Genomic DNA, 21,057 nt, shown 5'->3' on the forward strand with positions numbered 1-21,057 from the left:
CATTGGACTTACAGTAAGGAGCCAATGCTATGACCCTGTCCAAATTTCGTGCGGATCTTTGTTCCACCACTCACAATTTCCACCTGCGCGACGGGCTGATCGGAGAGAATGTTCTGATCCCGGGTCTGCAGGGGGACGTGCCGCTTGTCTATGCGGATTACGTTGCTTCGGGTCGCGCGTTGCGACAGGTCGAAGGCTTTGTGGCCGATCACGTGTTGCCATTTTATGCCAACAGCCACACCGAAGCCTCCTTCTGCGGGTCCTACATGACCCGCCTGCGTCGCGAAGCGCGCGATGAGATAGCCCGCCTTGTTGGCGCGAGGGGAGAAGACGCGGTGATCTTTACCGGGTCCGGTGCCACGGCGGGGCTCAACCGGTTGGTCAGTCTGCTCGGGGTGGCGGAAGCTGATCAACCGGTTGTCCTAATCGGTCCCTATGAGCATCACTCGAACATCTTGCCATGGCGCGAGAGCAAGGCTCTGGTGGTTGAGATTCCGGAAGCGGCTGAAGGGGGCGTTGATCTGCGCGCGCTGCAGGAGGCGCTGAACACTTACGCCGATGCGGATCTGGTGATCGGGTCATTTTCAGCTGCGTCCAATGTGACGGGGATCATCACCGATCCCGATCCGGTGACGCGTTTGCTCAAGTCTCATGGCGCTTTGGCCGTTTGGGACTATGCCGGGGGCGGGCCTTACCTGCCGATGGACATGGGGCCTGCGGATGCGCGCAAAGATGCGATCGTGGTGTCTCCGCACAAGTTTCCGGGCGGGCCGGGGGCGTCGGGCGTGCTGGTCGTGAACCAGAGCGTTGTACAGCGTCGTTGTCCCAGTTGGCCAGGCGGAGGGACGGTGAGTTTCGTCTCGCCTTGGCGTCACGACTATAGCGAAAACCTGTCAACGCGAGAGGAAGCGGGAACGCCCAACGTGATCGGGGATATCCGCGCGGCACTAGCCTTCATCGTCAAGGATGTCGTCGGAACAGATGAGATCGCCTGCCGCGAAGCGCAATATAACCAAATGGCGCTGGAGGGGTGGAAGGACAACCCGAACCTGACATTGCTTGGGGTGGAAAATGCACATCGACTGCCGATCTTTTCCTTCCTAGTGCGCGACAATGCAGGGCTACCGGTGCACCAGCAACTGTTCACACGTATGCTCAGCGACATATACGGCATTCAGGCGCGCGGAGGGTGCGCCTGTGCTGGGCCATACGCGCATCGGCTTCTGGGTATAGATCGCGCCGCGTCAGAGGAGCTGCACGCCGCTCTGACCGCCGGTGAAGAGATGAAAAAGCCCGGATGGGTGCGTCTGAACTTCTCGTATCTGATGCGCCAGGAAACGGTTCAGTTCATCATCGACAGCGTCAATGACCTGTCCCGCCGGACCGAAGAATTCGCGCCGTTCTACAATGCCGACCCGGCGACTGCGCGCTTCAAAGCCGCATGATGGAATTGCTGCTTTTCTGAAAGCGTTGAGACAGGTATGAGAGGCCCAATAAACGGAGCCTCTCATGACCAAGATTACCCCTCAACCCGGCATTATGGACATTGCGCTGTATCAAGGCGGCCAGTCGCATGTGGCGGGTGTTGAGCATGTGATCAAGCTGAGCTCCAACGAAAACCCGTTTGGTCCAAGCCCCAAAGCGATTGAGGCGGTGCGCGACAGCGCCGCCACCTTGCATCGCTATCCCAGCACCGACCACGCCAGCCTGCGCAAAGCGGTGGGCGCTCGTCACGGTCTGGACCCGGCGCGGATCATATGCGGTGTGGGCAGTGACGAAGTGCTGCAATTCATCGCTCAGGCCTATGCAGGGCCGGGGGATGAGGTGATCTATACGGAACATGGGTTTTCCATGTATCCGATCATCGCACGGATGGCGGGCGCCACGCCGGTCATGGTGGCCGAGCGCGAGCGCAAGGTCGATGTGGATGCCATTTTGGCAGCCATTACAGCGCAGACGCGGATCGTGTTTGTTACCAACCCCGGCAATCCAACCTCAACCATGATCTCGCAGCAGGAACTTGAGCGTTTGGCGCAAGGTCTGCCGGATAGTTGTCTGATGGTAATCGACGGGGCCTATGCCGAGTTTGTCGACGGGTTCGATGGCGGGGCGTCTCTTGTGGATGACCATGAGAACGTCATCATGACCCGGACCTTCTCAAAGGTTTATGGGCTGGGCGGAATGCGCGTGGGCTGGGGTTATGCGCATCAGTCGATCATCGACGTGCTGAACCGGGTGCGCCAACCGTTCAACCTGTCTTTGACCGCGCTGGCTGCGGCCGAAGCGGCTGTGAATGATGTCGAATTCCTGTCCTTCTGTCAGGCTGAAAACGCGCGCCTGAGGGTATGGTTGTCGGATGAGCTGGCCAAGATTGGCGTCCCGTCGGATCCGTCTTTCACCAACTTCATCCTCGCGCGCTTTGCCGATCAGGCCGAGGCTGAGGCTTGCGATGACTACCTAAAATCGCAGGGTTTGATTGTGCGGCGCGTTGCGGGCTACAACCTGCCAAACGCGCTGCGGATCACCGTGGGCGATGAGGAAGCTTGCCGCCGTGTCGTCGCGGCCATCACCACATTCAAAGAGGGTGCAGCATGAGCCAGATTTACGACCGTGTTGCGCTGATCGGGCTGGGCCTGATCGCCTCATCCATGTTCTGGGCCATCAAACGCGCAGGTCTGACTGGTGAAGTTACCGGCTACGCGCGCTCTGAGGCCACCCGAGACACAGCCCGCAGGATCGGCTTGTGTGACCGGGTTTGCGACACCGCGCAAGAGGCGGTAGAGGGCGCGGATCTGGTCGTCCTCTGTGTGCCGGTCGGCGCGATGGGCGCGGTCGCACAGGACATCGCCCCGATGCTGAAGCCGGGGGCAACGGTGACGGATGTCGGCTCTGTCAAACGTAGCGTGATCGAGGCCGTGTCGCCCCATATCCCCGAAGGCGTGCATTTCATCCCGGCGCACCCTTTGGCCGGGACCGAGCATTCGGGGCCTGAGGCCGGGTTCGCCGAGCTTTATGACAATCGCTGGTGTCTGCTGGTGCCGGTCGAAGGATCGGACCCAGACGCAATCGCCCAGTTGCGGGCGTTGTGGGAAGGCATGGGGGCCAATGTCGATGAGATGGACGCGGATCATCATGATCTGGTTCTGGCCGTGACATCTCATGCACCGCACCTGATTGCCTATACGATGGTGGGTGTTGCCGATGATCTGCGTCGGGTGACCGATAGCGAAGTCATCAAATACTCGGCTGCGGGCTTTCGGGATTTCACCCGCATCGCGGCCTCGGACCCAACCATGTGGCGCGACGTGTTCCTGACCAACAAGGACGCGACGCTTGAGATTCTGGGCCGCTTCACCGAAGAGCTTTTCGCCCTGCAGCGTGCGATCCGCACCGGGGACGGAGAGCATCTGTTCGACTATTTCACCCGCACCCGTGCGATCCGGCGTGGGATTATTGATGCGGGTCAGGATACCGACGCACCGGACTTTGGCCGGGGAAAGGCAGGGTCATGAAACAGGTTTTGCGATATGCATTTGTGGCCGCGCTTTGGACCACATCCACCCAAGCCGCAGCACCCGAGCAATCGCTGTATCCAATTGCGCGCCCCAGCGCAGCAGTCGAAACTGCTGGCATCGTCGCGATCTCCAGCCGGGCCGCAGCGCCTCTGACCATCCCGAACCTGCGCCCCGAAACACGGCCCGAGTCGCCTCAGCTGATCGCTGCAGCAGCGCGTCCGGCGGATTTGCCGCTGCTCGGTCCCGATACCTCTTTGATGCCCTATCTCAGACCCAAATCATTGGAGCAGGAGGTGCTGTTCAAAAAGCGCAAACTGCGCAAAGGGTCGGTCTGCGGTGATATAGCGATACAAGGCAAACCTGTCGGGCGTGTCTCCAGCAAAACAAAGGCCTGCGGGGTCAAAGATGCGGTTCAGATCACCTCGGTCTCAGGGGTGACGCTGAGCCGGGCTTCGACGATGGATTGCGGCACGGCCATTGCGTTGAACAAATGGGTCGACAAAACCGTCAAACCGACGTTCAAGCGTCGTGGTCCTGTGGTCCAGCTGCAGGTTGCTGCGCACTATGCTTGCCGGACGCGCAACAACCAAAAAGGCGCGCGAGTCTCTGAGCATGGCAAGGGCCGCGCCATAGATATTTCCGGCTTTGTCATGGCGGATGGAGAGGTCGTGACCGTCCTAAACGGATGGCGCAAGAACCCCTCACAAAAGCAACTCAAGAAGATATGGCGCGGGGCCTGCGGGCCGTTTGGCACCGTGTTGGGACCCAATTCAGACAGGTATCATCGGGACCATTTTCATCTGGATACGGCGCGGTATCGCAAGGGCTCCTACTGCCGCTAGCGCAGGATAAGACGTGGGGCCGGGCCAAGAGGGAGCGGCCCCAGAGCCACGAACCCGTCACGGAAATTTAGTTGCAGGTCCAGCGCGTTCGGGTTGCCGCCCAGTCCGGCCAGAAAGTTGAGCGCGCGGGTCACCGGGTCAACGGCTTGATCGGGCAGGGCGCCAGCTGCATTTGCCATTGCGATCATGTCGCGCCAATTCTCGGCCTTGATCGCAATCTCTCCGGTCGGGATACCCTGTGAGTCTACATCCAACTCACCGGCTGCAAACAGGCGCAACTCACCCCATTTGACCTCGGCCAGGTTCAGGTCGATGGCGACGGGCTGAGGGCGGCTGTCCTCTAGCGCACTCCGGTTCCAAGGCTTGTCGAAGGTGGTCAGCATATCCAACTGCAACGTCTCGAACCGCTGGGGGAGCGAGGTCGCCGATTGCATCAGCGCACGCAAATCCTCACCGGGGGTGAATCCGTCAATTTGCGCCGTGATCGCATAAGCTTCGGGCGCAGTGGTCTGCTCCATGATGACGCTGAGGGTACCACCGCCCGCCAGTGCCTCATTGTCTTCGCTGATCAGCCAGGGGCCAGCGGTCAGGGCCATCTTCTCAAGCACCAATGCGACACCGGGTTGTAGTTCCAACTCGGCCTGCAAAGCCTTGGCCTCGATCGTCGCGGTCTGGTCGAAATAGGATAGGCGCTGAGGCGTATCGGCAAAGCTCAGGGTTTGACGACCGGGCCAGATTGCGGGGCTTTGAAACTCGATCCAATCGGCGCTCCAGGCGGTGCCGTTGACTGGATCGGCCAGCGCCGGGTTGTTTAAGCGGGTGGTGTGATGTGTCGGGTAGCCCGCCGTTTCAACGCCTGAGAATTCGGCTTGCCAGCCGCGCGCCTGCTGGGCATCGAACCAGCTGGTGATCGCATTGCGCAGACCATAGCCCGCGATGAACCAATAGGCGCTCCATGCGATGGCGATAAAAATGAACACTCGTATCAGACGACGCATGAGCATTGGCCCTTTTTCCTGCCTCGGATTTGATGTTTATAGGCCCAAACGGGCAAGGACCAGAGCAATGACGATGTGGGTTTTCGGATATGGATCGCTACTGTGGAACCCGGGCTTTCCCGTGGCACGCACCGAGCTTGCGATGCTGCACGGATATGCGCGCTCTTTCTGCATGAGTTCGATCCACCATCGCGGCACCGAGGACCACCCCGGCCTTGTGCTGGCTTTGGACGAACAGCCTGAGGCGCAGTGCAAAGGTTTGGCGCTGGCCGTGGAAGCTGGGCATGAGGACCGCACCCTACACGAACTGCGTGAGCGCGAGCTGATTTCGTCGGCCTATGTCGAAAAGATGCTGGACGTGCATTTGGACAATGGTGAGGTCGTAAATGCCGTGACCTATGTTATTGATGCAGATCACGTTCAATATTGCGGCGGCATGCCCTTGGAAGAACAGGCGCAGATCATCGCTCATGCCGTTGGCGGGCGCGGTCCCAACACTGAATATCTGTATAACACCACCGAGCATCTGGCCGAGATCGGCCTGCACGATCCCGATCTTGAGTGGTTGTCGCAACGGGTGCGCAGCATCACCGCATAAACCCTTGGCGTCATCGGCGTCTTTTCGCTAGATTCAGGCCAGAGCAGGCAGAACCAGGAATAACGCGCATGGCGCAGGCACAACAGGGCGCGAGACCGCATTTCTCGCAACCGATCAGGCAGATTCTTCTGATGCTGATCGCAATCGGCCTGTCGGGCCTCGGGGTGTTTCTTGCGCTGCCCTATGTGCTGCCGGTCTTCTTTGCGAATCCCTATCTGAACGGCTTCATCTTGCTGGTGTTCATCATCGGCGTGTTTGCCTGTTTCTATCAGGTCGCGCAGCTGATCGGCTCGGTTCGCTGGATCGAGGCCTTTGTGGGCGGCGTGGTGCATGAGGATGCGCGCACCCCTCAATTGCTTGCGCCATTGGCCTCGCTGCTGCGGGAACGCGGTGCGCGGTCGCAGATCAGTTCCACCTCGACCCGGTCCATTCTGGATTCGGTGGCGGAACGGGTAGAAGAAGAGCGTGAGATCACGCGCTACATCACCAACGTTCTGATCTATCTAGGCCTCTTGGGGACGTTCTTTGGCCTCGCTACCACGGTGCCCGCCATTGTCGACACCATCCGCAGCCTGAACCCGCAAGAAGGGGAAGAGGGGCTGGCCGTTTTCAACCGTCTGATGACGGGCCTTGAGGCGCAACTGCAGGGGATGGGCGTTGCGTTTGGCTCCTCCTTGCTGGGCCTTGCCGGGTCATTGATCGTGGGCCTGTTGGAGGTCTTCGCTGGCCACGGACAGAACCGTTTCTACCGCGAGCTTGAGGAATGGCTGTCGGGCATCACCCGGGTCGGATTCGCCTCGGGCGAGGACGGTGGGGCTGAGGTCGCCGTTCTGGCGCCTGTTCTGGACGCCATGTCGGATCAGATGAACGCACTACAGGATCTGTTCTCGGCGCAGGAGGCCGAGCGGGCCGACGTGTCCAATAAGCTTGGTCAATTGGTCACTGTCATAGGGCAAATGAACCAGCGTCAGGCGGATAACGAAGGCGTTGCTGCCGCGTTGGAGCGTGTTGCGTTGGGGCAGGACGCCTTGCTGGATCACATGCGCGAACATGGGGCGGGCGAGGGCGTCGATGCAGAAAGCCGGATGCGCCTGCGGTCGATGGATGTTCAGTTGCTGCGCATCCTCGAAGAGATCTCTGCCGGTCGTCAGGACAGCATGAACGAATTCCGCAAGGATATCGAACTGCTAGTGAAGGCTCTGACCCTGCCACGCGGCGCAGTTCGAACCACGCACGAGGGGGAATAACCAATGGCCCTCTCCCGCCGCACTGGTCAACGGTTCCAGGGCTCTGTCTGGCCCGGTTTCGTCGATGCGATGACGGGTCTGTTGATGGTTCTGACCTTCGTGCTGACCATCTTCATGGTCATCCAATTCGTGCTGCGTGAGACGATCTCGGGTCAGGAGGATGAGCTGACGACCCTCGCGGATGAAGTTGCTGCGCTGGCTGGTGCTTTAGGGTTGGAAGAGCGTGAGAATAGCCGCCTGCAAGCGCGGTTGGGGGCCTTGAATGCCACACTGACCGAAACGGAAGATAGTCTGGCTGAGGCGCAAAGCCAGATTACCGGATTTGAGGCTCAGGTTGCGGCGCTGTTGGCTGACCAGGCGCGGGCGCAAGACGCGATTGCGGCGCTTGAGACGCAACGGGCGGATCTTTTGGGCGAACGCGAAAGTCTGAATCAGGCCTTGGCGCAAAGCCGCGAAGAAATCGACGCCCAAGCCGAAGCCGCCCGCCTTGCTGCAGCCCGCCGTGAGGCGCTGGAGGCTCTGGTCGCAGATTTGGAACAAAGCGGTGAGGAACGCGCGGCGCAGATTGCTCAACTCGAAGATCAGCTAAGTGCAGAAGAGGCTGGCAGGCTGGCAGAGGCCGCCGCTGCCGAAGCTCTTAGGGATCGCCTGCAGAACGCCGATGCGGAACTGACCGCCATGACCCTAGCGCTTGAGGCGCAGCGCAAGGAGGCTGAGGATACCCTGACCCTTTTGGCCGCAGCAAATGCAGCCCGCGCAGAACTGGAACGACAGTTTGGCGAGTTGAATGCGGAAGAGCTGGAGGCCCAGTTGCAGGCCGCTCTGGCAGCGCAGGCCGAGGCGCAGGAAGACGCAGCATCCCAGCGTTCCTTGGCGGAACAGCGCGATGCATTGCTGGCCGTGGCTCGCGAGACGCTTTCGGCGGAACAAGCGGTCTCAGAAAAGGCGCAGCGCGAGGCCGCTTTGTTGAACCAGCAAATCGCAGCATTGCGCGGACAATTGGGATCGCTTCAGGCGCTGCTGGATGACTACGAGGACCGCAATACGGCCGCTGAAATTCAAATCCAGTCTCTGGGGCAGGACCTGAACGCGGCTCTGGCCCGCGCCGCATCCGAGGAACGCCGCCGCCGCCTGCTGGAAGAGGCCGAGCGTCAACGCCTAGAGGCTGAGGCCGAAGCACTGGCCGGACAGAATGAGGAACTCGCGGCGCAGGCCGAGGATTTGCAACGCTACCGGTCGGAATTCTTCGGCCGCCTTCGCGATGTGTTGGGTGATCAGGATGGCGTGCGGATCGAAGGCGACCGGTTCGTGTTCTCCTCTGAGGTGCTGTTCGCCACAGGTTCTGCCGTGTTGTCGCTGGAAGGCCGGCAGGAGGTCGCCAAAGTCGCTGAGATCCTCCGCACAGTTGCTGCCGAAATCCCGGAAGGTCTGAACTGGGTGATCCGGGTGGATGGCCACACCGACAACGTGCCCTTGGCCGGGTCGGGTCGGTATCGCGACAACTGGGAACTGAGCCAGGGGCGGGCGCTCTCCGTCGTGCGCTATATGGTCGAAGCGCTGGGCATTCCACCCAATCGCTTGGCCGCCAACGGGTTCGGAGAGTTCCAGCCTGTCAACCCGGAAGACACGCCCGAGGCGCGGGCACAGAACCGGCGAATTGAGTTGAAACTGACTGAGCGCTAAGGCCCTCGCGTGGCGAAAAACCGCCTTTGCGATCTGGATTTGCCGCCTGCACCCGATGAAACACACCCACCTCAAACCTAGATTACTGTCATAGGTTGAGAGGAGACGCGCGTGGCCCATAGGGTAGCAGACCTGTACCAAACGGTTGAAACGGTTTTGCGAGCTTCATACCGACGGGTGGTGTTGTGCCAGACCGCGGGCGGAGACAAGTTCTGGCTTAAACGGGTTGAGCGCTTTGCACCCCTTCTCTGGCTGGTCAAAGGCTGCCCTCAGGCGGCGTTTGCCAGGGATCGGACGTCGCATCGCTATTTGTGGAACAAAGGCGTGCCGGTGCCGCGCATCTTGGCCGAGGGTTCGGATTTCATCGCCGTCGAGGATGCGGGTCTCAGCCTGACCCGGTTTTGCGGTGATCGTTCCCGTGAGCTTTTCAAAAAACAAACAGCCTGTCGCGCCGCAGGCCGGGCCTTGGCGCGGCTTCATGCGTCAGATATTGCCCATGGCCGCCCTGCCTTTCGCGATATGTGCTGGGACGGGCAGCAGATCAGGTTCATCGATTTTGAGTACTTTAGGCCGACCAAAGCGGGGAGGCTGCGTAAAGCCCGCGATCTGAGCATCGCTGTGCTGTCGGCGTTGTTTCAAGGTCAGCTAGGAATGCGCCATGCGTCCAGCCTGCTATCCGGCTATTGGGCGGTTCGGGGAAAATGGGCCGTCGCCAATACTGCTTCAGCGCGTCAAATCCAAACTGGGCTGTGACAAACGGACTTTGACCACAAGGGTTTTCGACATGAAAAAACCCGCCAAACACTGGCGGGTTTTTCTGATTCGATGATCTGCAATCAATCCGCCGTCAAAAGTGGAGGCTTGTTGCCCGGAATACGCGGCTGATCGGGGCCGAGGATATCCAAGTGTAGATCGCCTTTCTTGACCGAGACACGAACAACACCGCCCTTGGCGAGTTTGCCAAACAGCAACTCTTCGGCCAGAGGCTTCTTGATGTGTTCCTGGATCACGCGGCCCAGAGGACGGGCGCCCATCTTGTCGTCATAGCCTTTGTCGGCCAGCCATGCGGCGGCCTTGGGCGTCAGGTCGATAGTCACGCCGCGATCCAGAAGTTGCGCCTCAAGCTGCAGAACGAACTTCTCGACCACCTGCAGGATGACCTCTTTCGGTAGCGGCGCGAACGAGATCACCGCGTCCAGACGGTTGCGGAATTCCGGCGTAAACGTCCGCTCGATCGCGGCGGTGTCTTCGCCCTCGCGACGGTCACGGCCAAAGCCGATGGCGGCCTTCGCCTGTTCCTGTGCACCCGCGTTCGAAGTCATGATCAGCACCACGTTACGGAAGTTCACTGTGCGGCCATTGTGATCGGTCAGCTCGCCATGGTCCATCACCTGCAACAGGATGTTGAACACGTCCGGATGCGCCTTCTCGATTTCATCGAGCAGCAGTACACAATGCGGATGTTGGTCGACGCCGTCGGTCAGTAGACCGCCCTGGTCGAACCCGACATAGCCCGGAGGCGCCCCGATCAGACGGCTGACCGCGTGTTTCTCCATGTATTCCGACATGTCGAAGCGCAAAAGCTCCACGCCCAGATTGTCGGCCAGCTGTTTGGCCACTTCGGTTTTACCCACACCGGTCGGACCGGCGAACAGGTAGTTGCCGATGGGCTTTTCAGGTTCCCGCAGCCCGGCGCGCGCCAGTTTTATCGCGCTGGCCAAGGCCACAATGGCGTCATCTTGTCCGAAGACCACCCGTTTCAACGAAGCTTCGAGGTCTTTCAGAACCACCGCATCGTCCTTGGTGACGTTCTTCGGCGGGATACGGGCGATCTTGGCGACGACGGCCTCGATTTCCTTCACACCGATTGTCTTGCGACGCTTGCTTTCGGCCAGCAAATGCTGCGCGGCACCCGCTTCGTCGATGACGTCGATCGCCTTGTCCGGCAGTTTACGGTCATTGATATAGCGCGCCGAGAGTTCCACAGCGGTTTTGATCGCATCCGCTGTGTATTTGATGGCGTGATGCTCTTCAAAATAGGGCTTCAGACCGCGCAGGATCTTCACGCTGTCTTCAACCGAAGGCTCGTTCACGTCGATTTTCTGGAACCGACGGCTCAACGCGCGGTCTTTTTCGAAGTGTTGACGGAATTCTTTGTAGGTAGTCGAACCCATAGTGCGCAGCTTGCCCCCCTGAAGCGCAGGCTTCAGCAGGTTGGATGCGTCCATGGCCCCGCCCGAGGTCGCCCCGGCACCAATCACGGTGTGGATTTCGTCAATGAACAGCACCGCATCGGGGTGATCTTCCAACTCGGTCACGACCGCTTTGAGACGCTCTTCGAAATCGCCGCGATAGCGGGTTCCGGCCAACAAAGCGCCCATATCGAGCGAGTAAATGGTGGTGTTCGACAGTACATCAGGGGCTTCGCCCGCAACGATCTTATGCGCCAGACCTTCGGCAATCGCCGTCTTGCCCACGCCGGGGTCGCCTACCAACAGCGGGTTGTTCTTCCGGCGGCGGCACAGCACCTGAATGCAGCGCTCGACCTCATCGGCGCGACCGATCAGCGGGTCCACATCGCCTGCGCGCGATTTGGCGTTCAGATCGACGCAATATTTACCCAAGGCGCTTTCTTTTTGATCTTCGTCGCTGGCAGTGGCTTGCACTTCATCTTCGACCTGATCCGCGCCTGAGACCGAGCGGCTTTCACCATAGGCCGGGTCTTTCGCGACGCCGTGCGCAATGAAATTGACCGCGTCATACCGGGTCATGTCCTGTTCCTGCAGGAAGTAAGCGGCGTTGCTTTCGCGTTCGGCGAAGATGGCGACCAGTACGTTCGCGCCTGTGACCTCGGTCCGACCCGAGCTTTGCACGTGAATGGCCGCGCGTTGGATGACGCGCTGGAATGCTGCCGTTGGCACGGCCTCGGACCCGTCGATATCGGTGACGAGGTTCGACAGATCCTCATCAATGAATTCGACCAATGTGCTGCGCAATTCGTCCAGATCGACGCTGCAGGCTTTCATGACCCGGATTGCGTCAGGCTCTTCCAATAACGCCAGTAGTAGATGCTCTAACGTAGCAAACTCATGTCGCCGTTCATTCGCCGCTGCCAGAGCTGCGTGAATGGCTTGTTCCAAAGTGCTCGAGAATGAAGGCACGCGGGTGCTCCTCTGTCTTGGGTCAGAAGGGGGCAGGCTTGCGGCCGGATCCCCATCCCAACCATGTCCTCATACTATTAGAGTTTGGTTGATCGACGCCCGGCTTCAAGGGTTTTCTTTCACTTGACAGTCACATTTGTTGTGAGAGTGGCCGTGAGGATGGTCAAATAGGCATCAAAATTTGTCTTTTCTACCCCTGATCTCGGCAAAAACAGCAACCGGGTCCGCGCCTTCCATGCCCAAATGGGCCAGAATCGCCGGATCTTCGGCTCGAAGGAACGGGTTGGTTGCTTTTTCCAGACCCAGTTTCGAGGGCACCGTGGGCTGCCCCGCGGCGCGCGCGCGGTCGATATCGACGACGCGCTGTTGTAGCGCCGTGTTGGTTGGGTCGACAGTGACGGCGAATTTGGCGTTAGACTGGGTGTACTCGTGGCCCGAACAGACCAGCGTGTCATCCGGCAGCGCCGCAAGCTTGCTGAGTGATCGCCACATCTGCTCTGGCGTGCCTTCGAATAAGCGCCCGCATCCCAGCGCCATCAGGCTATCCGCAGTGAAGACAGCGGCACTTTGCGGCATGTAATAGGCGACGTGACCCAAAGTGTGCCCCGAGACATCTATTACCTGAACTGGCTCACCTGCGATCTCAAAGTTCTCACCGTCGCTGACTTGTTGGTCGAGCGGGGGCAGGCGGTGTGCATCAGCTGCTGCTCCGATCACCTTGGCCGGGTGTTTTTCAAGAATTCCGGGCAGCCCATCGACGTGATCCCAGTGGTGATGGGTCAGCAAGACATGGCTGAGGGCCCAGCCGCGCGCCTCCAACTCGGCCAGGATGGGCCCGGCTTCGGGTGCGTCGATCAGCGCGGTCGCGCCGCTCTGGGCATCATGCGCAAGAAACGCGTAATTATCGCTGAGACATGGGATGGTTACGATCTCAAGAGGCATGGCCTTTTGCCCTTTCGTTGCTAGACTGCGCCTCAGCTAAGCCGATTGACCGGGTGTCCGCAATGCATCTTGATGTGCAGGATCTGAGGAATTTCTACTATCGCAGCACGCTGGGCCGTGCGGCGCAGGCTGCGATTCGTGGTCGGCTGATCGACCTCTGGCCCGAGGCGAAGGGCCAGACGGTGGCCGGATTTGGCTTTGCGGTCCCTCTTCTGCGGCCCTACCTCGCCGACGCGCGGCGGGTTGTCGGATTGATGCCGGGTCCTCAGGGGGTGATGCCCTGGCCTGCCGGGATGCCCAATGTCTCGGTCCTGACCGAAGAGACGCTTTGGCCGATTGAGACGGGCCACGTGGACAAGCTGGTGGTGATGCACGGGCTTGAGACCTCGGAACAGCCCAGCAAGGTGCTTGAGGAATGCTGGCGCGTGTTGGGGCCGGGGGGCAGAGCGCTTTTTGTAGTGCCGAACCGGGCGGGGCTGTGGTCGCGGTCCGACCGGACACCGTTCGGATTTGGTCACCCATATTCGGCCACGCAACTCGAGAACCTCCTGCGCAGCCATCATTTCGTGCCTGAAAACCACTGTTCCGCGCTGTATCTTCCGCCCTCGTTCCGGCGGTTTTGGCTAAAATCGGGTAGCCTGATCGAAAAAACCGGCCAGCGCATTCCCACCGTAATGGCCGGAGGCGTGCTGATGGTTGAGGTCAGCAAGCTGATCCGCCCGCCAAGCGGTACGGTCACCAAAGACAAGGTGAAACGTCCGATCAAAGCGCTGGACGGTTTGCTGAAGCCGGCGTGACGATTCCGCGCAGTCATCGGGAAAAAATGCGGGAAAAAAGTCACAGGAATCGCAAAAACCTGCAAATCAGTAACATTTTTCAACTGCGCCGAGGGGTCCAAACGGTCGCACTTGGGTTAAGCTTATGAAAACTAACGATTTGTGGATAATTCAGTTACCGCTATCGCGTATTGCTTGGTGGAAGCACCTCTGATACATCCCCGGTGATTTTGATCCCCGCCCTTCAAGGACGGGGTATCTTCACGCCCCCGGGTTGGCTGCGCGCGCGGTTTTCGGGGCCTAAGTATCGGAAGGGTGGACGTGTCCGAACCAGCTTCGATTTCCACAGGCATCGCCGAGCGCTATGCCACCGCGATTTTCGAGATCGCAAAAGAGAACAAAGACCTTGCAGGTCTGGAATCCGGCATCAATGATCTTGCAGCAGCACTGGGCGAAAGCGCCGATCTGCGCGACCTGATCGCATCTCCGCTGGTTTCCCGCGCCGAACAGGAAAACGCCATTGCCGCTGTTGCTGACAAGATGGGGCTGAACGCCATCCTGCGCAACACGCTGGGTCTGATGGCACAGAAGCGTCGCCTGTTCGTCGTGCCGCAGCTGGTGCAGGTCCTTCGCGACATGCTGGCCGAAGAGCGCGGCGAAGTAACCGCCGATGTCGCCTCGGCCAAGGCACTGACCAAGACGCAAATGGAAAAACTGTCCAAAACGCTGTCTGAGCGTGTGGGCAAGACCGTGACTATCAATGCGACCGTGGATGAAAGCCTCATCGGCGGTCTTGTCGTTAAAGTGGGCTCGAAAATGATCGATAGCTCGATCCGTTCGAAGCTCAACTCCCTACAGAATGCAATGAAAGAGGTCGGATAAATGGGAATCCAAGCTGCAGAGATTTCTGCAATCCTGAAGGACCAGATCAAGAATTTTGGTCAGGAAGCCGAAGTGGCCGAGATCGGCCGCGTGCTGAGCGTCGGTGACGGGATTGCCCGTGTATACGGCCTGGACAATGTGCAAGCCGGTGAGATGGTAGAATTCCCCGGTGGCATCATGGGCATGGCTCTGAACCTGGAAAGCGACAACGTTGGTGTCGTTATCTTCGGTTCTGACCGTGACATCAAAGAAGGTGACACTGTTAAGCGCACCAACTCGATCGTGGACGTTCCGATCGGTGATGAACTGCTGGGCCGCGTTGTGGACGGTCTGGGCAATCCGCTGGACGGCAAAGGCCCGATCAATGCTTCCAAGCGTGGCATTGCAGACGTTAAAGCCCCTGGCATCATCCCGCGTAAATCGGTGCACGAGCCGATGGCAACCGGCCTGAAATCGGTCGACGCGATGATCCCGATCGGCCGTGGCCAGCGGGAACTGATCATTGGTGACCGTCAGACCGGCAAAACTGCTGTGGCTCTGGACACCATCCTGAACCAGAAAGTCTATAACGACGCAGCAGGCGACGACGAGTCGAAGAAACTGTACTGCGTTTACGTTGCGGTTGGTCAGAAGCGTTCGACCGTTGCACAGCTGGTGAAGAAGCTGGAAGAGTCTGGCGCGATTGAATACTCGATCGTTGTGGCCGCAACCGCGTCCGACCCGGCGCCGATGCAGTTCTTGGCACCTTACGCTGCGACCGCGATGGCAGAATACTTCCGTGACAATGGCCGCCACGCGCTGATCATCTACGATGACCTGTCGAAACAGGCTGTGTCCTATCGTCAGATGTCCTTGCTTCTGCGCCGCCCGCCGGGCCGCGAAGCGTATCCGGGTGACGTTTTCTACCTCCACTCCCGTCTGCTGGAGCGTTCGGCGAAGCTGAACGAAGATTTCGGTGCAGGCTCGCTGACCGCTCTGCCGGTTATCGAAACTCAGGGTGGTGACGTTTCGGCGTTTATTCCGACCAACGTGATCTCGATCACCGACGGTCAGATCTTCCTGGAAACCGAACTGTTCTACCAGGGCATCCGTCCTGCTGTGAACACCGGTCTGTCGGTTTCGCGTGTGGGCTCCTCGGCTCAGACCAACGCGATGAAATCGGTTGCTGGTCCGGTTAAACTGGAGCTGGCTCAGTACCGCGAAATGGCTGCGTTTGCGCAGTTTGGTTCTGACCTCGACGCCGCAACTCAGCAGCTGCTGAACCGCGGTGCGCGTCTGACCGAGCTGATGAAACAGCCGCAGTACTCGCCGCTGACCAACGCGGAAATCGTCTGCGTCATCTTCGCCGGCACCAATGGTTACCTCGACAAGATCGACGTATCGGATGTTGGCCGCTATGAGGCCGGTCTGCTGGCGCACCTGCGCGGCAAGCATGCTGACCTGCTGACATGGCTCACCGACGAAGATCCGAAGATCAAAGGTGAAGCGTCCGACAAGATCAAGGCAGCGATCGACGAATTTGCCGCGACCTTCGCATAAGAGGAGGTTCCGATGCCTAGTCTGAAGGACCTTAAAAATAGGATCGAGTCGGTCAAATCGACCCGCAAGATCACCAAGGCCATGCAGATGGTCGCGGCTGCAAAACTGCGCCGCGCCCAGGAATCTGCCGAAGCCTCGCGCCCCTATGCCGAGCGGTTCAATGCCGTGATGGCGGGGCTGGCGGCTTCGGTCGGGGGCAGCGAAAGCGCCCCCAAGCTGCTCCGTGGTACGGGCAGTGACGATGTCCATCTGCTGGTTGTGATGACAGCTGAACGCGGCCTGTGTGGCGGCTTCAACGCGAACATCGCCAAGCTGGCCCGCGCCAAAGCGGAAGAGCTGCGCGGCAAAGGCAAAACGGTCAAAGTTCTGACCGTTGGCAAAAAAGGCCGCGACGCGCTCAAGCGCGATCTGGGCGATTTGTTCGTAGGTCATGTCGACCTGAGCGAAGTCAAACGTATTGGCTACACCAATGCGCAAGACATCGCGAAGGACGTCCTGTCTCGCTTCGATGCGGGTGAGTTCGATGTTGCCACGATCTTCTATTCGAAGTTCGTCAACGTTGTGACCCAGATCCCGACGGCACAGCAGGTTATCCCCGCCTCGTTCGAAGACGAAGCGGCAGGTGACGACAGCGGTGCCATCTTCGACTACGAGCCCAGCGAAGAAGCCATTCTGGCCGACCTGCTGCCCAAGGGGGTTGCGACCGCGATCTTCTCGGCTCTGCTCGAAAACGGAGCGTCTGAACAGGGTGCACGGATGTCCGCGATGGACAACGCGACACGCAACGCGGGTGAAATGATCGACAAGCTGACGATCCAGTTCAACCGCTCGCGTCAGGCCGTGATCACCAACGAGCTGATTGAAATTATTTCCGGCGCCGAAGCGCTGTAAGAAAACCGGAGACGAAACATGGCGAATGCAAAAGGCAAAGTCACACAGATCATCGGGGCCGTCGTCGACGTGCAGTTCGAAGATCAGTTGCCTGAAATTCTGAACGCGCTGGAAACCACCAACAACGGCAAGCGCCTAGTGTTGGAAGTTGCTCAGCACCTGGGTGAAAACACTGTCCGCACCATCGCGATGGACGCAACCGAAGGTCTGGTCCGTGGCGAAGTTGTAACCGACACCGGCGCACCGATCTCGGTTCCGGTTGGTAACGCAACTCTGGGCCGCATCCTGAACGTTGTCGGCGAGCCGATTGACGAAAAAGGCCCGGTTGAAGCAACTGAAGCCCGCGCGATCCACCAGCCCGCACCTGAGTTCGACGAACAGTCGACCGAGTCGGAAATCCTGGTCACCGGCATCAAGGTTGTTGACCTGCTGGCCCCCTACGCCAAGGGCGGTAAAATTGGCCTGTTCGGCGGTGCCGGCGTTGGTAAAACCGTTCTGATCATGGAACTGATCAACAACATCGCAAAAGTGCACTCGGGCTTCTCGGTGTTCGCGGGTGTTGGTGAACGGACCCGTGAAGGGAACGACCTTTACCACGAGATGATCGAATCGAACGTTATTAAGCCTGACAACCTGTCGGAATCGCAGGTTGCGCTGGTTTACGGTCAGATGAACGAACCTCCGGGTGCGCGTGCACGTGTTGCTCTGACAGGTCTGACCCTGGCCGAGCAGTTCCGCGACCAGTCCGGTACCGACGTTCTGTTCTTCGTCGACAACATCTTCCGCTTCACGCAAGCGGGCTCCGAGGTTTCGGCTCTGCTGGGTCGTATTCCTTCGGCGGTGGGCTACCAGCCGACACTGGCGACCGACATGGGTGCTCTGCAAGAACGCATCACCTCGACCAAGTCGGGCTCGATCACCTCGGTGCAGGCGATCTACGTTCCTGCGGACGACCTTACCGACCCCGCGCCGGCCACCTCGTTTGCTCACTTGGATGCGACCACCGTTCTTAACCGTGCGATCTCGGAAAAGGGTATCTACCCGGCTGTTGACCCGCTCGACTCGTCGTCGCGTCTGCTGGACCCGGCCATCGTTGGTGAAGAGCACTACGCGGTTGCGACCGACGTTCAGCAGATCCTCCAGCGCTACAAGTCGCTGCAGGACATTATCGCCATCCTCGGCATGGACGAACTGTCGGAAGAAGACAAACTGACCGTTGCCCGCGCCCGTAAGATCGAGCGCTTCCTGTCGCAGCCGTTCGACGTTGCCGAAGTCTTCACCGGTTCGCCGGGCGTTCAGGTTCCTCTGGACGTGACCATCGCATCGTTCAAAGCTGTTGTGGCCGGCGAATACGATCACCTGCCCGAAGCGGCCTTCCTGATGGTTGGTGGGATCGACGAAGTGATCGCCAAAGCGGAGAAGATGGCCGCAGAAGCCGCCTAAGGAGTATCCCTGATGGCAAATACAATGCAATTCGACCTCGTCAGCCCCGAGCGGAGCCTCGCTTCGCTCGCGGCCACCGCGGTCCAGCTACCCGGCGCGGACGGGGACATGACGGCAATGCCCGATCATGCCCCTACGATCACGACGCTGCGCCCGGGCATCCTGAAGGTCGACGCGCCCGAAGGCACCAGTGAATATCTGGTGACCGGCGGGTTTGCTCAGATCAACGGTGATGGCCTGTCGGTTCTGGCCGAAAAGGCCATTCCGGTTGCCGAAGTGACCCGGTCGCATCTCGATGACCTGATCGCCGACGCGCGTGCCTCGCATGATGCGGCCAAGGAAGGCGATGATCAGTCCATCGTCGACGAAGCCGCCAAGCTGCTGGCCGATATGGAAGCCCTTGGAACGCATATGAGCCTGTAACAGGTTCACCTGCAGAAGAATTGAACGGCCTCGCTTTTGCGGGGCCGTTTTTTTGTCGTGATTGTGAGATAACTGTGGAATAAGTTCCGGTAATTACGAGTTAAAGACGTAATAATATGAAGACTTTTCGAACCCATCCTATAGGTATTGACCAAGGCGAGACGGTTCTGTTCTCGGACTTTTCGAACGGCGGCGACATGTGGACGGGCAATGGTCCGCGTGAGCGTCGTTCCCCGGTGAAATTCAGCCAGTCGTTCCGGTCAGCTCCGTTGATCCAGATCGGAGTGTCTTTGTGGGATGTGGATACTTCCTCGGCCCTGCGCGCCGAGGTGCAGGCCGAAGAGATCACGGCCGAAGGGTTCACGGCTGTGTTTCGAACTTGGTCCGACACGAAGATCGCGCGTATCCGCGCCTCATGGACGGCTATTGGTGAAGTTGCCCATGAGGATGATTGGGACATCTCATAAGGCCGGTGCCATGGCCCGCAGGTCATGCGGGCCAATGCTTTGATCAGTCTTCGATCATGTCCACGCGTGTTGCATGGCGGCCGCCTTCGAACTCGGCCGTCAGAAACGCGTCTACGATATCGAGGGCCTGACCCTCGCCAATGACGCGCGCACCGATGGACAACATGTTGGCGTTGTTGTGCTGGCGGATCATCCGGGCCGAGAACGAATCCGAGCAGACGCCACAGCGGATACCCGGAACCTTGTTCGCTGCCATCATGATCCCCTGGCCTGTGCCACACAGCAGAATACCCAACGCACAATCGCCCGAGGCGACACGTTCAGCCGCAGCCTTGCCGTGCAGAGGGTAATGCGTGCTTTCAGGCGTGGTGGGGCCGATATCGACGACCTCCCACCCGGCTTGGGCGATATGTGCGGCTAGGGTCTGACGCAGGTCGATGGCGGCGTGGTCGCTGGAAAGAACGACGCGTTTGGTGTCAGTCATAAGAACGCTGTCCCGCTGTATGGTGGTAGAGAAAGGGCAGGGGCGTCCTAATCTGCCGCTGCTAAAAAGAAAAGGGCGGCTATCGCAAGCCGCCCTGTCAGGTCAGTCCATCTGGTACATGGATTCGTAGATCGGGGTCAGGGTCTTGTCCTCGAACAGGGACGAGACGCTGGTACCGTTCCAAATGTTCAGGATGGCCTGGGTAAAGATCGGCGCGGTCGGCACGATGCGGATGTTTTTGGCTTTCAGGATCGCATCTGTCGGCTGGATCGTGTCGGTCAGAACCAGAGATTTCATCACCGAATTCGTCACACGTTCAACCGCGGGTCCGCTCATGACGCCGTGAGTGATGTAGGAGTGGACCTCTTTCGCGCCGTTGTCCAGCAGCACCTGCGCCGCTTTGCACAGGGTGCCAGCAGTGTCGCACATGTCATCGACGATCAGGCAGATCTTGTCTTTGACATCGCCGATGACGGTCATCTCAGCCACTTCACCGGCCTTTTCGCGGCGTTTGTCGACGATCGACAGGGGGGCTTCGATCCGCTTGGCCAGTTCGCGTGCACGGGCCACGCCGCCGACGTCGGGTGAGACCACCATGATCTCATCCATATTGTCTTTGAACTGGTTTTTCACATCCAGGGCAAAGATCGGCGACGCATAAAGGTTGTCCACCGGGATGTCGAAAAAGCCCTGGATCTGGGCCGCGTGCAGGTCCATGGTCAGAACCCGCTCGATCCCTGCGCCGGTCAGCATGTTGGCGACCAGCTTGGCCGAGATCGGTGTGCGCGCTTTGGTGCGGCGGTCCTGACGGGCGTAGCCAAAGTAAGGGATCACGGCGGTGATGCGCTGCGCAGACGAGCGGCGTAACGCGTCGGCGATGATCAGCAGCTCCATCAAGTTGTCATTCGCCGGGTTTGAGGTCGGCTGGATGATGAACATATCCTCGCCACGGACGTTCTCGAATACCTCGACGAAAATCTCGCCGTCGTTGAAGCGCTCGACGCGGGCATCGACCAGGCCCTGATCAACGCCACGATACAGGCTCATGCGGCGTGAAATGGTTTCGGCAAGCGGAAGGTTAGCGTTCCCAGCAATCAGCTTGGGTTCGTGGAGTGTCGGCATCGGCTGGAGTCCCCGGGCAGCGTTGGCAATGTGACAGATTCGTG

At 59.4% G+C, this 21,057-nt stretch carries 20 protein-coding genes; 15 read left to right on the forward strand and 5 right to left on the reverse strand.

Annotation, left to right across the window (positions count from 1 at the left end; translation table 11 throughout):
* Positions 1 to 29 precede the first annotated feature (29 nt).
* The 4 genes from ACR0KL_RS13290 to ACR0KL_RS13305 all read left to right on the forward strand — a co-directional run bounded on the left by ACR0KL_RS13290 (position 30) and on the right by ACR0KL_RS13305 (position 4,357).
* Positions 30 to 1,445, forward strand: coding sequence for an aminotransferase class V-fold PLP-dependent enzyme (locus tag ACR0KL_RS13290; RefSeq protein ID WP_170680328.1), 1,416 nt, complete (start codon positions 30 to 32; stop codon positions 1,443 to 1,445).
* Between the two features lie 64 nt (positions 1,446 to 1,509).
* Positions 1,510 to 2,595: a histidinol-phosphate transaminase gene (gene hisC / locus ACR0KL_RS13295; protein WP_170680330.1), complete on the forward strand. Its 1,086-nt coding sequence runs from the start codon at positions 1,510 to 1,512 to the stop codon at positions 2,593 to 2,595.
* Complete coding sequence (locus ACR0KL_RS13300) at positions 2,592 to 3,512, forward strand: prephenate/arogenate dehydrogenase family protein (protein WP_170680332.1); 921 nt, start codon at positions 2,592 to 2,594, stop codon at positions 3,510 to 3,512. The genes hisC and ACR0KL_RS13300 overlap by 4 nt, the downstream gene beginning before the upstream one ends.
* The gene (locus ACR0KL_RS13305; RefSeq protein ID WP_170680334.1) at positions 3,509 to 4,357 is read left to right on the forward strand and encodes an extensin family protein; all 849 of its coding nucleotides are present in this window, start codon (positions 3,509 to 3,511) and stop codon (positions 4,355 to 4,357) included. The genes ACR0KL_RS13300 and ACR0KL_RS13305 overlap by 4 nt, the downstream gene beginning before the upstream one ends.
* On the opposite strand, the gene ACR0KL_RS13310 is transcribed toward ACR0KL_RS13305, so the two are convergent.
* Positions 4,354 to 5,355 carry a DUF2125 domain-containing protein gene (locus ACR0KL_RS13310; protein WP_480777143.1) on the reverse strand — a complete coding sequence of 334 codons (1,002 nt, stop codon included), beginning with the start codon at positions 5,353 to 5,355 and terminating at the stop codon, positions 4,354 to 4,356. The genes ACR0KL_RS13305 and ACR0KL_RS13310 overlap by 4 nt on opposite strands.
* A gap of 67 nt (positions 5,356 to 5,422) precedes the next feature.
* Between ACR0KL_RS13310 and ACR0KL_RS13315 the strand changes: the two genes are divergently transcribed.
* From ACR0KL_RS13315 to ACR0KL_RS13330, 4 genes are all read left to right on the forward strand, one after another.
* Entirely contained in the window at positions 5,423 to 5,953 is a 531-nt protein-coding gene (locus ACR0KL_RS13315; protein ID WP_170643156.1) for a gamma-glutamylcyclotransferase, read from the forward strand.
* A 68-nt stretch (positions 5,954 to 6,021) separates the two neighbouring features.
* Positions 6,022 to 7,200, forward strand: coding sequence for a biopolymer transporter ExbB (locus ACR0KL_RS13320; RefSeq protein ID WP_170680336.1), 1,179 nt, complete (start codon positions 6,022 to 6,024; stop codon positions 7,198 to 7,200).
* 3 nt (positions 7,201 to 7,203) lie between these two features.
* Positions 7,204 to 8,883, forward strand: coding sequence for a peptidoglycan -binding protein (locus tag ACR0KL_RS13325; protein ID WP_170680338.1), 1,680 nt, complete (start codon positions 7,204 to 7,206; stop codon positions 8,881 to 8,883).
* Positions 8,884 to 8,994: 111 nt separating this feature from the next.
* The gene (locus ACR0KL_RS13330) at positions 8,995 to 9,636 is read left to right on the forward strand and encodes a phosphotransferase (protein ID WP_170680340.1); all 642 of its coding nucleotides are present in this window, start codon (positions 8,995 to 8,997) and stop codon (positions 9,634 to 9,636) included.
* 83 nt (positions 9,637 to 9,719) lie between these two features.
* Here ACR0KL_RS13330 and clpA read toward each other — a convergent pair whose 3' ends face one another.
* On the reverse strand, positions 9,720 to 12,044 hold the full coding sequence (gene clpA, locus ACR0KL_RS13335) for an ATP-dependent Clp protease ATP-binding subunit ClpA (protein WP_170460457.1): 2,325 nt from the start codon (positions 12,042 to 12,044) through the stop codon (positions 9,720 to 9,722).
* 174 nt (positions 12,045 to 12,218) lie between these two features.
* Positions 12,219 to 12,986 (reverse strand): hydroxyacylglutathione hydrolase, encoded by a 768-nt coding sequence (gene gloB, locus ACR0KL_RS13340; protein ID WP_170680342.1) that lies wholly within the window; start codon positions 12,984 to 12,986, stop codon positions 12,219 to 12,221.
* 62 nt (positions 12,987 to 13,048) lie between these two features.
* On the opposite strand from gloB, the gene ACR0KL_RS13345 reads away from it, so the two are divergent.
* From ACR0KL_RS13345 to ACR0KL_RS13375, 7 genes are all read left to right on the forward strand, one after another.
* Complete coding sequence (locus tag ACR0KL_RS13345; protein WP_170680344.1) at positions 13,049 to 13,783, forward strand: methyltransferase domain-containing protein; 735 nt, start codon at positions 13,049 to 13,051, stop codon at positions 13,781 to 13,783.
* A gap of 300 nt (positions 13,784 to 14,083) precedes the next feature.
* Positions 14,084 to 14,644, forward strand: a complete 561-nt coding sequence (locus tag ACR0KL_RS13350; RefSeq protein ID WP_170374616.1) for a F0F1 ATP synthase subunit delta — start codon at positions 14,084 to 14,086, stop codon at positions 14,642 to 14,644.
* Positions 14,645 to 16,183, forward strand: coding sequence for a F0F1 ATP synthase subunit alpha (atpA, locus tag ACR0KL_RS13355; protein WP_170680346.1), 1,539 nt, complete (start codon positions 14,645 to 14,647; stop codon positions 16,181 to 16,183). It begins immediately after the preceding gene.
* A 12-nt stretch (positions 16,184 to 16,195) separates the two neighbouring features.
* Positions 16,196 to 17,074: a F0F1 ATP synthase subunit gamma gene (locus tag ACR0KL_RS13360; RefSeq protein ID WP_480777144.1), complete on the forward strand. Its 879-nt coding sequence runs from the start codon at positions 16,196 to 16,198 to the stop codon at positions 17,072 to 17,074.
* 18 nt (positions 17,075 to 17,092) lie between these two features.
* Positions 17,093 to 18,517 (forward strand): F0F1 ATP synthase subunit beta, encoded by a 1,425-nt coding sequence (gene atpD / locus ACR0KL_RS13365; RefSeq protein ID WP_170460468.1) that lies wholly within the window; start codon positions 17,093 to 17,095, stop codon positions 18,515 to 18,517.
* 12 nt (positions 18,518 to 18,529) lie between these two features.
* Positions 18,530 to 18,940 carry a F0F1 ATP synthase subunit epsilon gene (locus tag ACR0KL_RS13370; RefSeq protein ID WP_170374624.1) on the forward strand — a complete coding sequence of 137 codons (411 nt, stop codon included), beginning with the start codon at positions 18,530 to 18,532 and terminating at the stop codon, positions 18,938 to 18,940.
* 116 nt (positions 18,941 to 19,056) lie between these two features.
* The gene (locus ACR0KL_RS13375) at positions 19,057 to 19,407 is read left to right on the forward strand and encodes an H-type lectin domain-containing protein (RefSeq protein WP_170374626.1); all 351 of its coding nucleotides are present in this window, start codon (positions 19,057 to 19,059) and stop codon (positions 19,405 to 19,407) included.
* Between the two features lie 43 nt (positions 19,408 to 19,450).
* Here the strand turns inward: ACR0KL_RS13375 and rpiB are convergent, their stop codons facing one another.
* Both rpiB and ACR0KL_RS13385 read right to left on the reverse strand, forming a co-directional pair.
* Positions 19,451 to 19,891 (reverse strand): ribose 5-phosphate isomerase B, encoded by a 441-nt coding sequence (gene rpiB / locus ACR0KL_RS13380; protein WP_170680348.1) that lies wholly within the window; start codon positions 19,889 to 19,891, stop codon positions 19,451 to 19,453.
* Between the two features lie 102 nt (positions 19,892 to 19,993).
* Positions 19,994 to 21,013: a ribose-phosphate pyrophosphokinase gene (locus ACR0KL_RS13385; protein WP_170637503.1), complete on the reverse strand. Its 1,020-nt coding sequence runs from the start codon at positions 21,011 to 21,013 to the stop codon at positions 19,994 to 19,996.
* Positions 21,014 to 21,057: the final 44 nt, after the last annotated feature.

The organism is Ruegeria sp. C8 (genome assembly GCF_056537565.1).

Coding starts and splice junctions, on each gene's coding strand:
- ACR0KL_RS13370 (WP_170374624.1), top strand. CDS start 18,530: ATGGCAAATACAATGCAATTCGACCTCGTCAGCCCCGAGCGGAGCCTC.
- ACR0KL_RS13385 (WP_170637503.1), bottom strand. CDS start 21,013: ATGCCGACACTCCACGAACCCAAGCTGATTGCTGGGAACGCTAACCTT.
- ACR0KL_RS13345 (WP_170680344.1), top strand. CDS start 13,049: ATGCATCTTGATGTGCAGGATCTGAGGAATTTCTACTATCGCAGCACG.
- rpiB (WP_170680348.1), bottom strand. CDS start 19,891: ATGACTGACACCAAACGCGTCGTTCTTTCCAGCGACCACGCCGCCATC.
- ACR0KL_RS13375 (WP_170374626.1), top strand. CDS start 19,057: ATGAAGACTTTTCGAACCCATCCTATAGGTATTGACCAAGGCGAGACG.
- hisC (WP_170680330.1), top strand. CDS start 1,510: ATGACCAAGATTACCCCTCAACCCGGCATTATGGACATTGCGCTGTAT.
- ACR0KL_RS13315 (WP_170643156.1), top strand. CDS start 5,423: ATGACGATGTGGGTTTTCGGATATGGATCGCTACTGTGGAACCCGGGC.
- ACR0KL_RS13300 (WP_170680332.1), top strand. CDS start 2,592: ATGAGCCAGATTTACGACCGTGTTGCGCTGATCGGGCTGGGCCTGATC.
- gloB (WP_170680342.1), bottom strand. CDS start 12,986: ATGCCTCTTGAGATCGTAACCATCCCATGTCTCAGCGATAATTACGCG.
- atpA (WP_170680346.1), top strand. CDS start 14,645: ATGGGAATCCAAGCTGCAGAGATTTCTGCAATCCTGAAGGACCAGATC.
- ACR0KL_RS13320 (WP_170680336.1), top strand. CDS start 6,022: ATGGCGCAGGCACAACAGGGCGCGAGACCGCATTTCTCGCAACCGATC.
- ACR0KL_RS13360 (WP_480777144.1), top strand. CDS start 16,196: ATGCCTAGTCTGAAGGACCTTAAAAATAGGATCGAGTCGGTCAAATCG.
- ACR0KL_RS13310 (WP_480777143.1), bottom strand. CDS start 5,355: ATGCGTCGTCTGATACGAGTGTTCATTTTTATCGCCATCGCATGGAGC.
- ACR0KL_RS13305 (WP_170680334.1), top strand. CDS start 3,509: ATGAAACAGGTTTTGCGATATGCATTTGTGGCCGCGCTTTGGACCACA.
- ACR0KL_RS13290 (WP_170680328.1), top strand. CDS start 30: ATGACCCTGTCCAAATTTCGTGCGGATCTTTGTTCCACCACTCACAAT.
- atpD (WP_170460468.1), top strand. CDS start 17,093: ATGGCGAATGCAAAAGGCAAAGTCACACAGATCATCGGGGCCGTCGTC.
- ACR0KL_RS13325 (WP_170680338.1), top strand. CDS start 7,204: ATGGCCCTCTCCCGCCGCACTGGTCAACGGTTCCAGGGCTCTGTCTGG.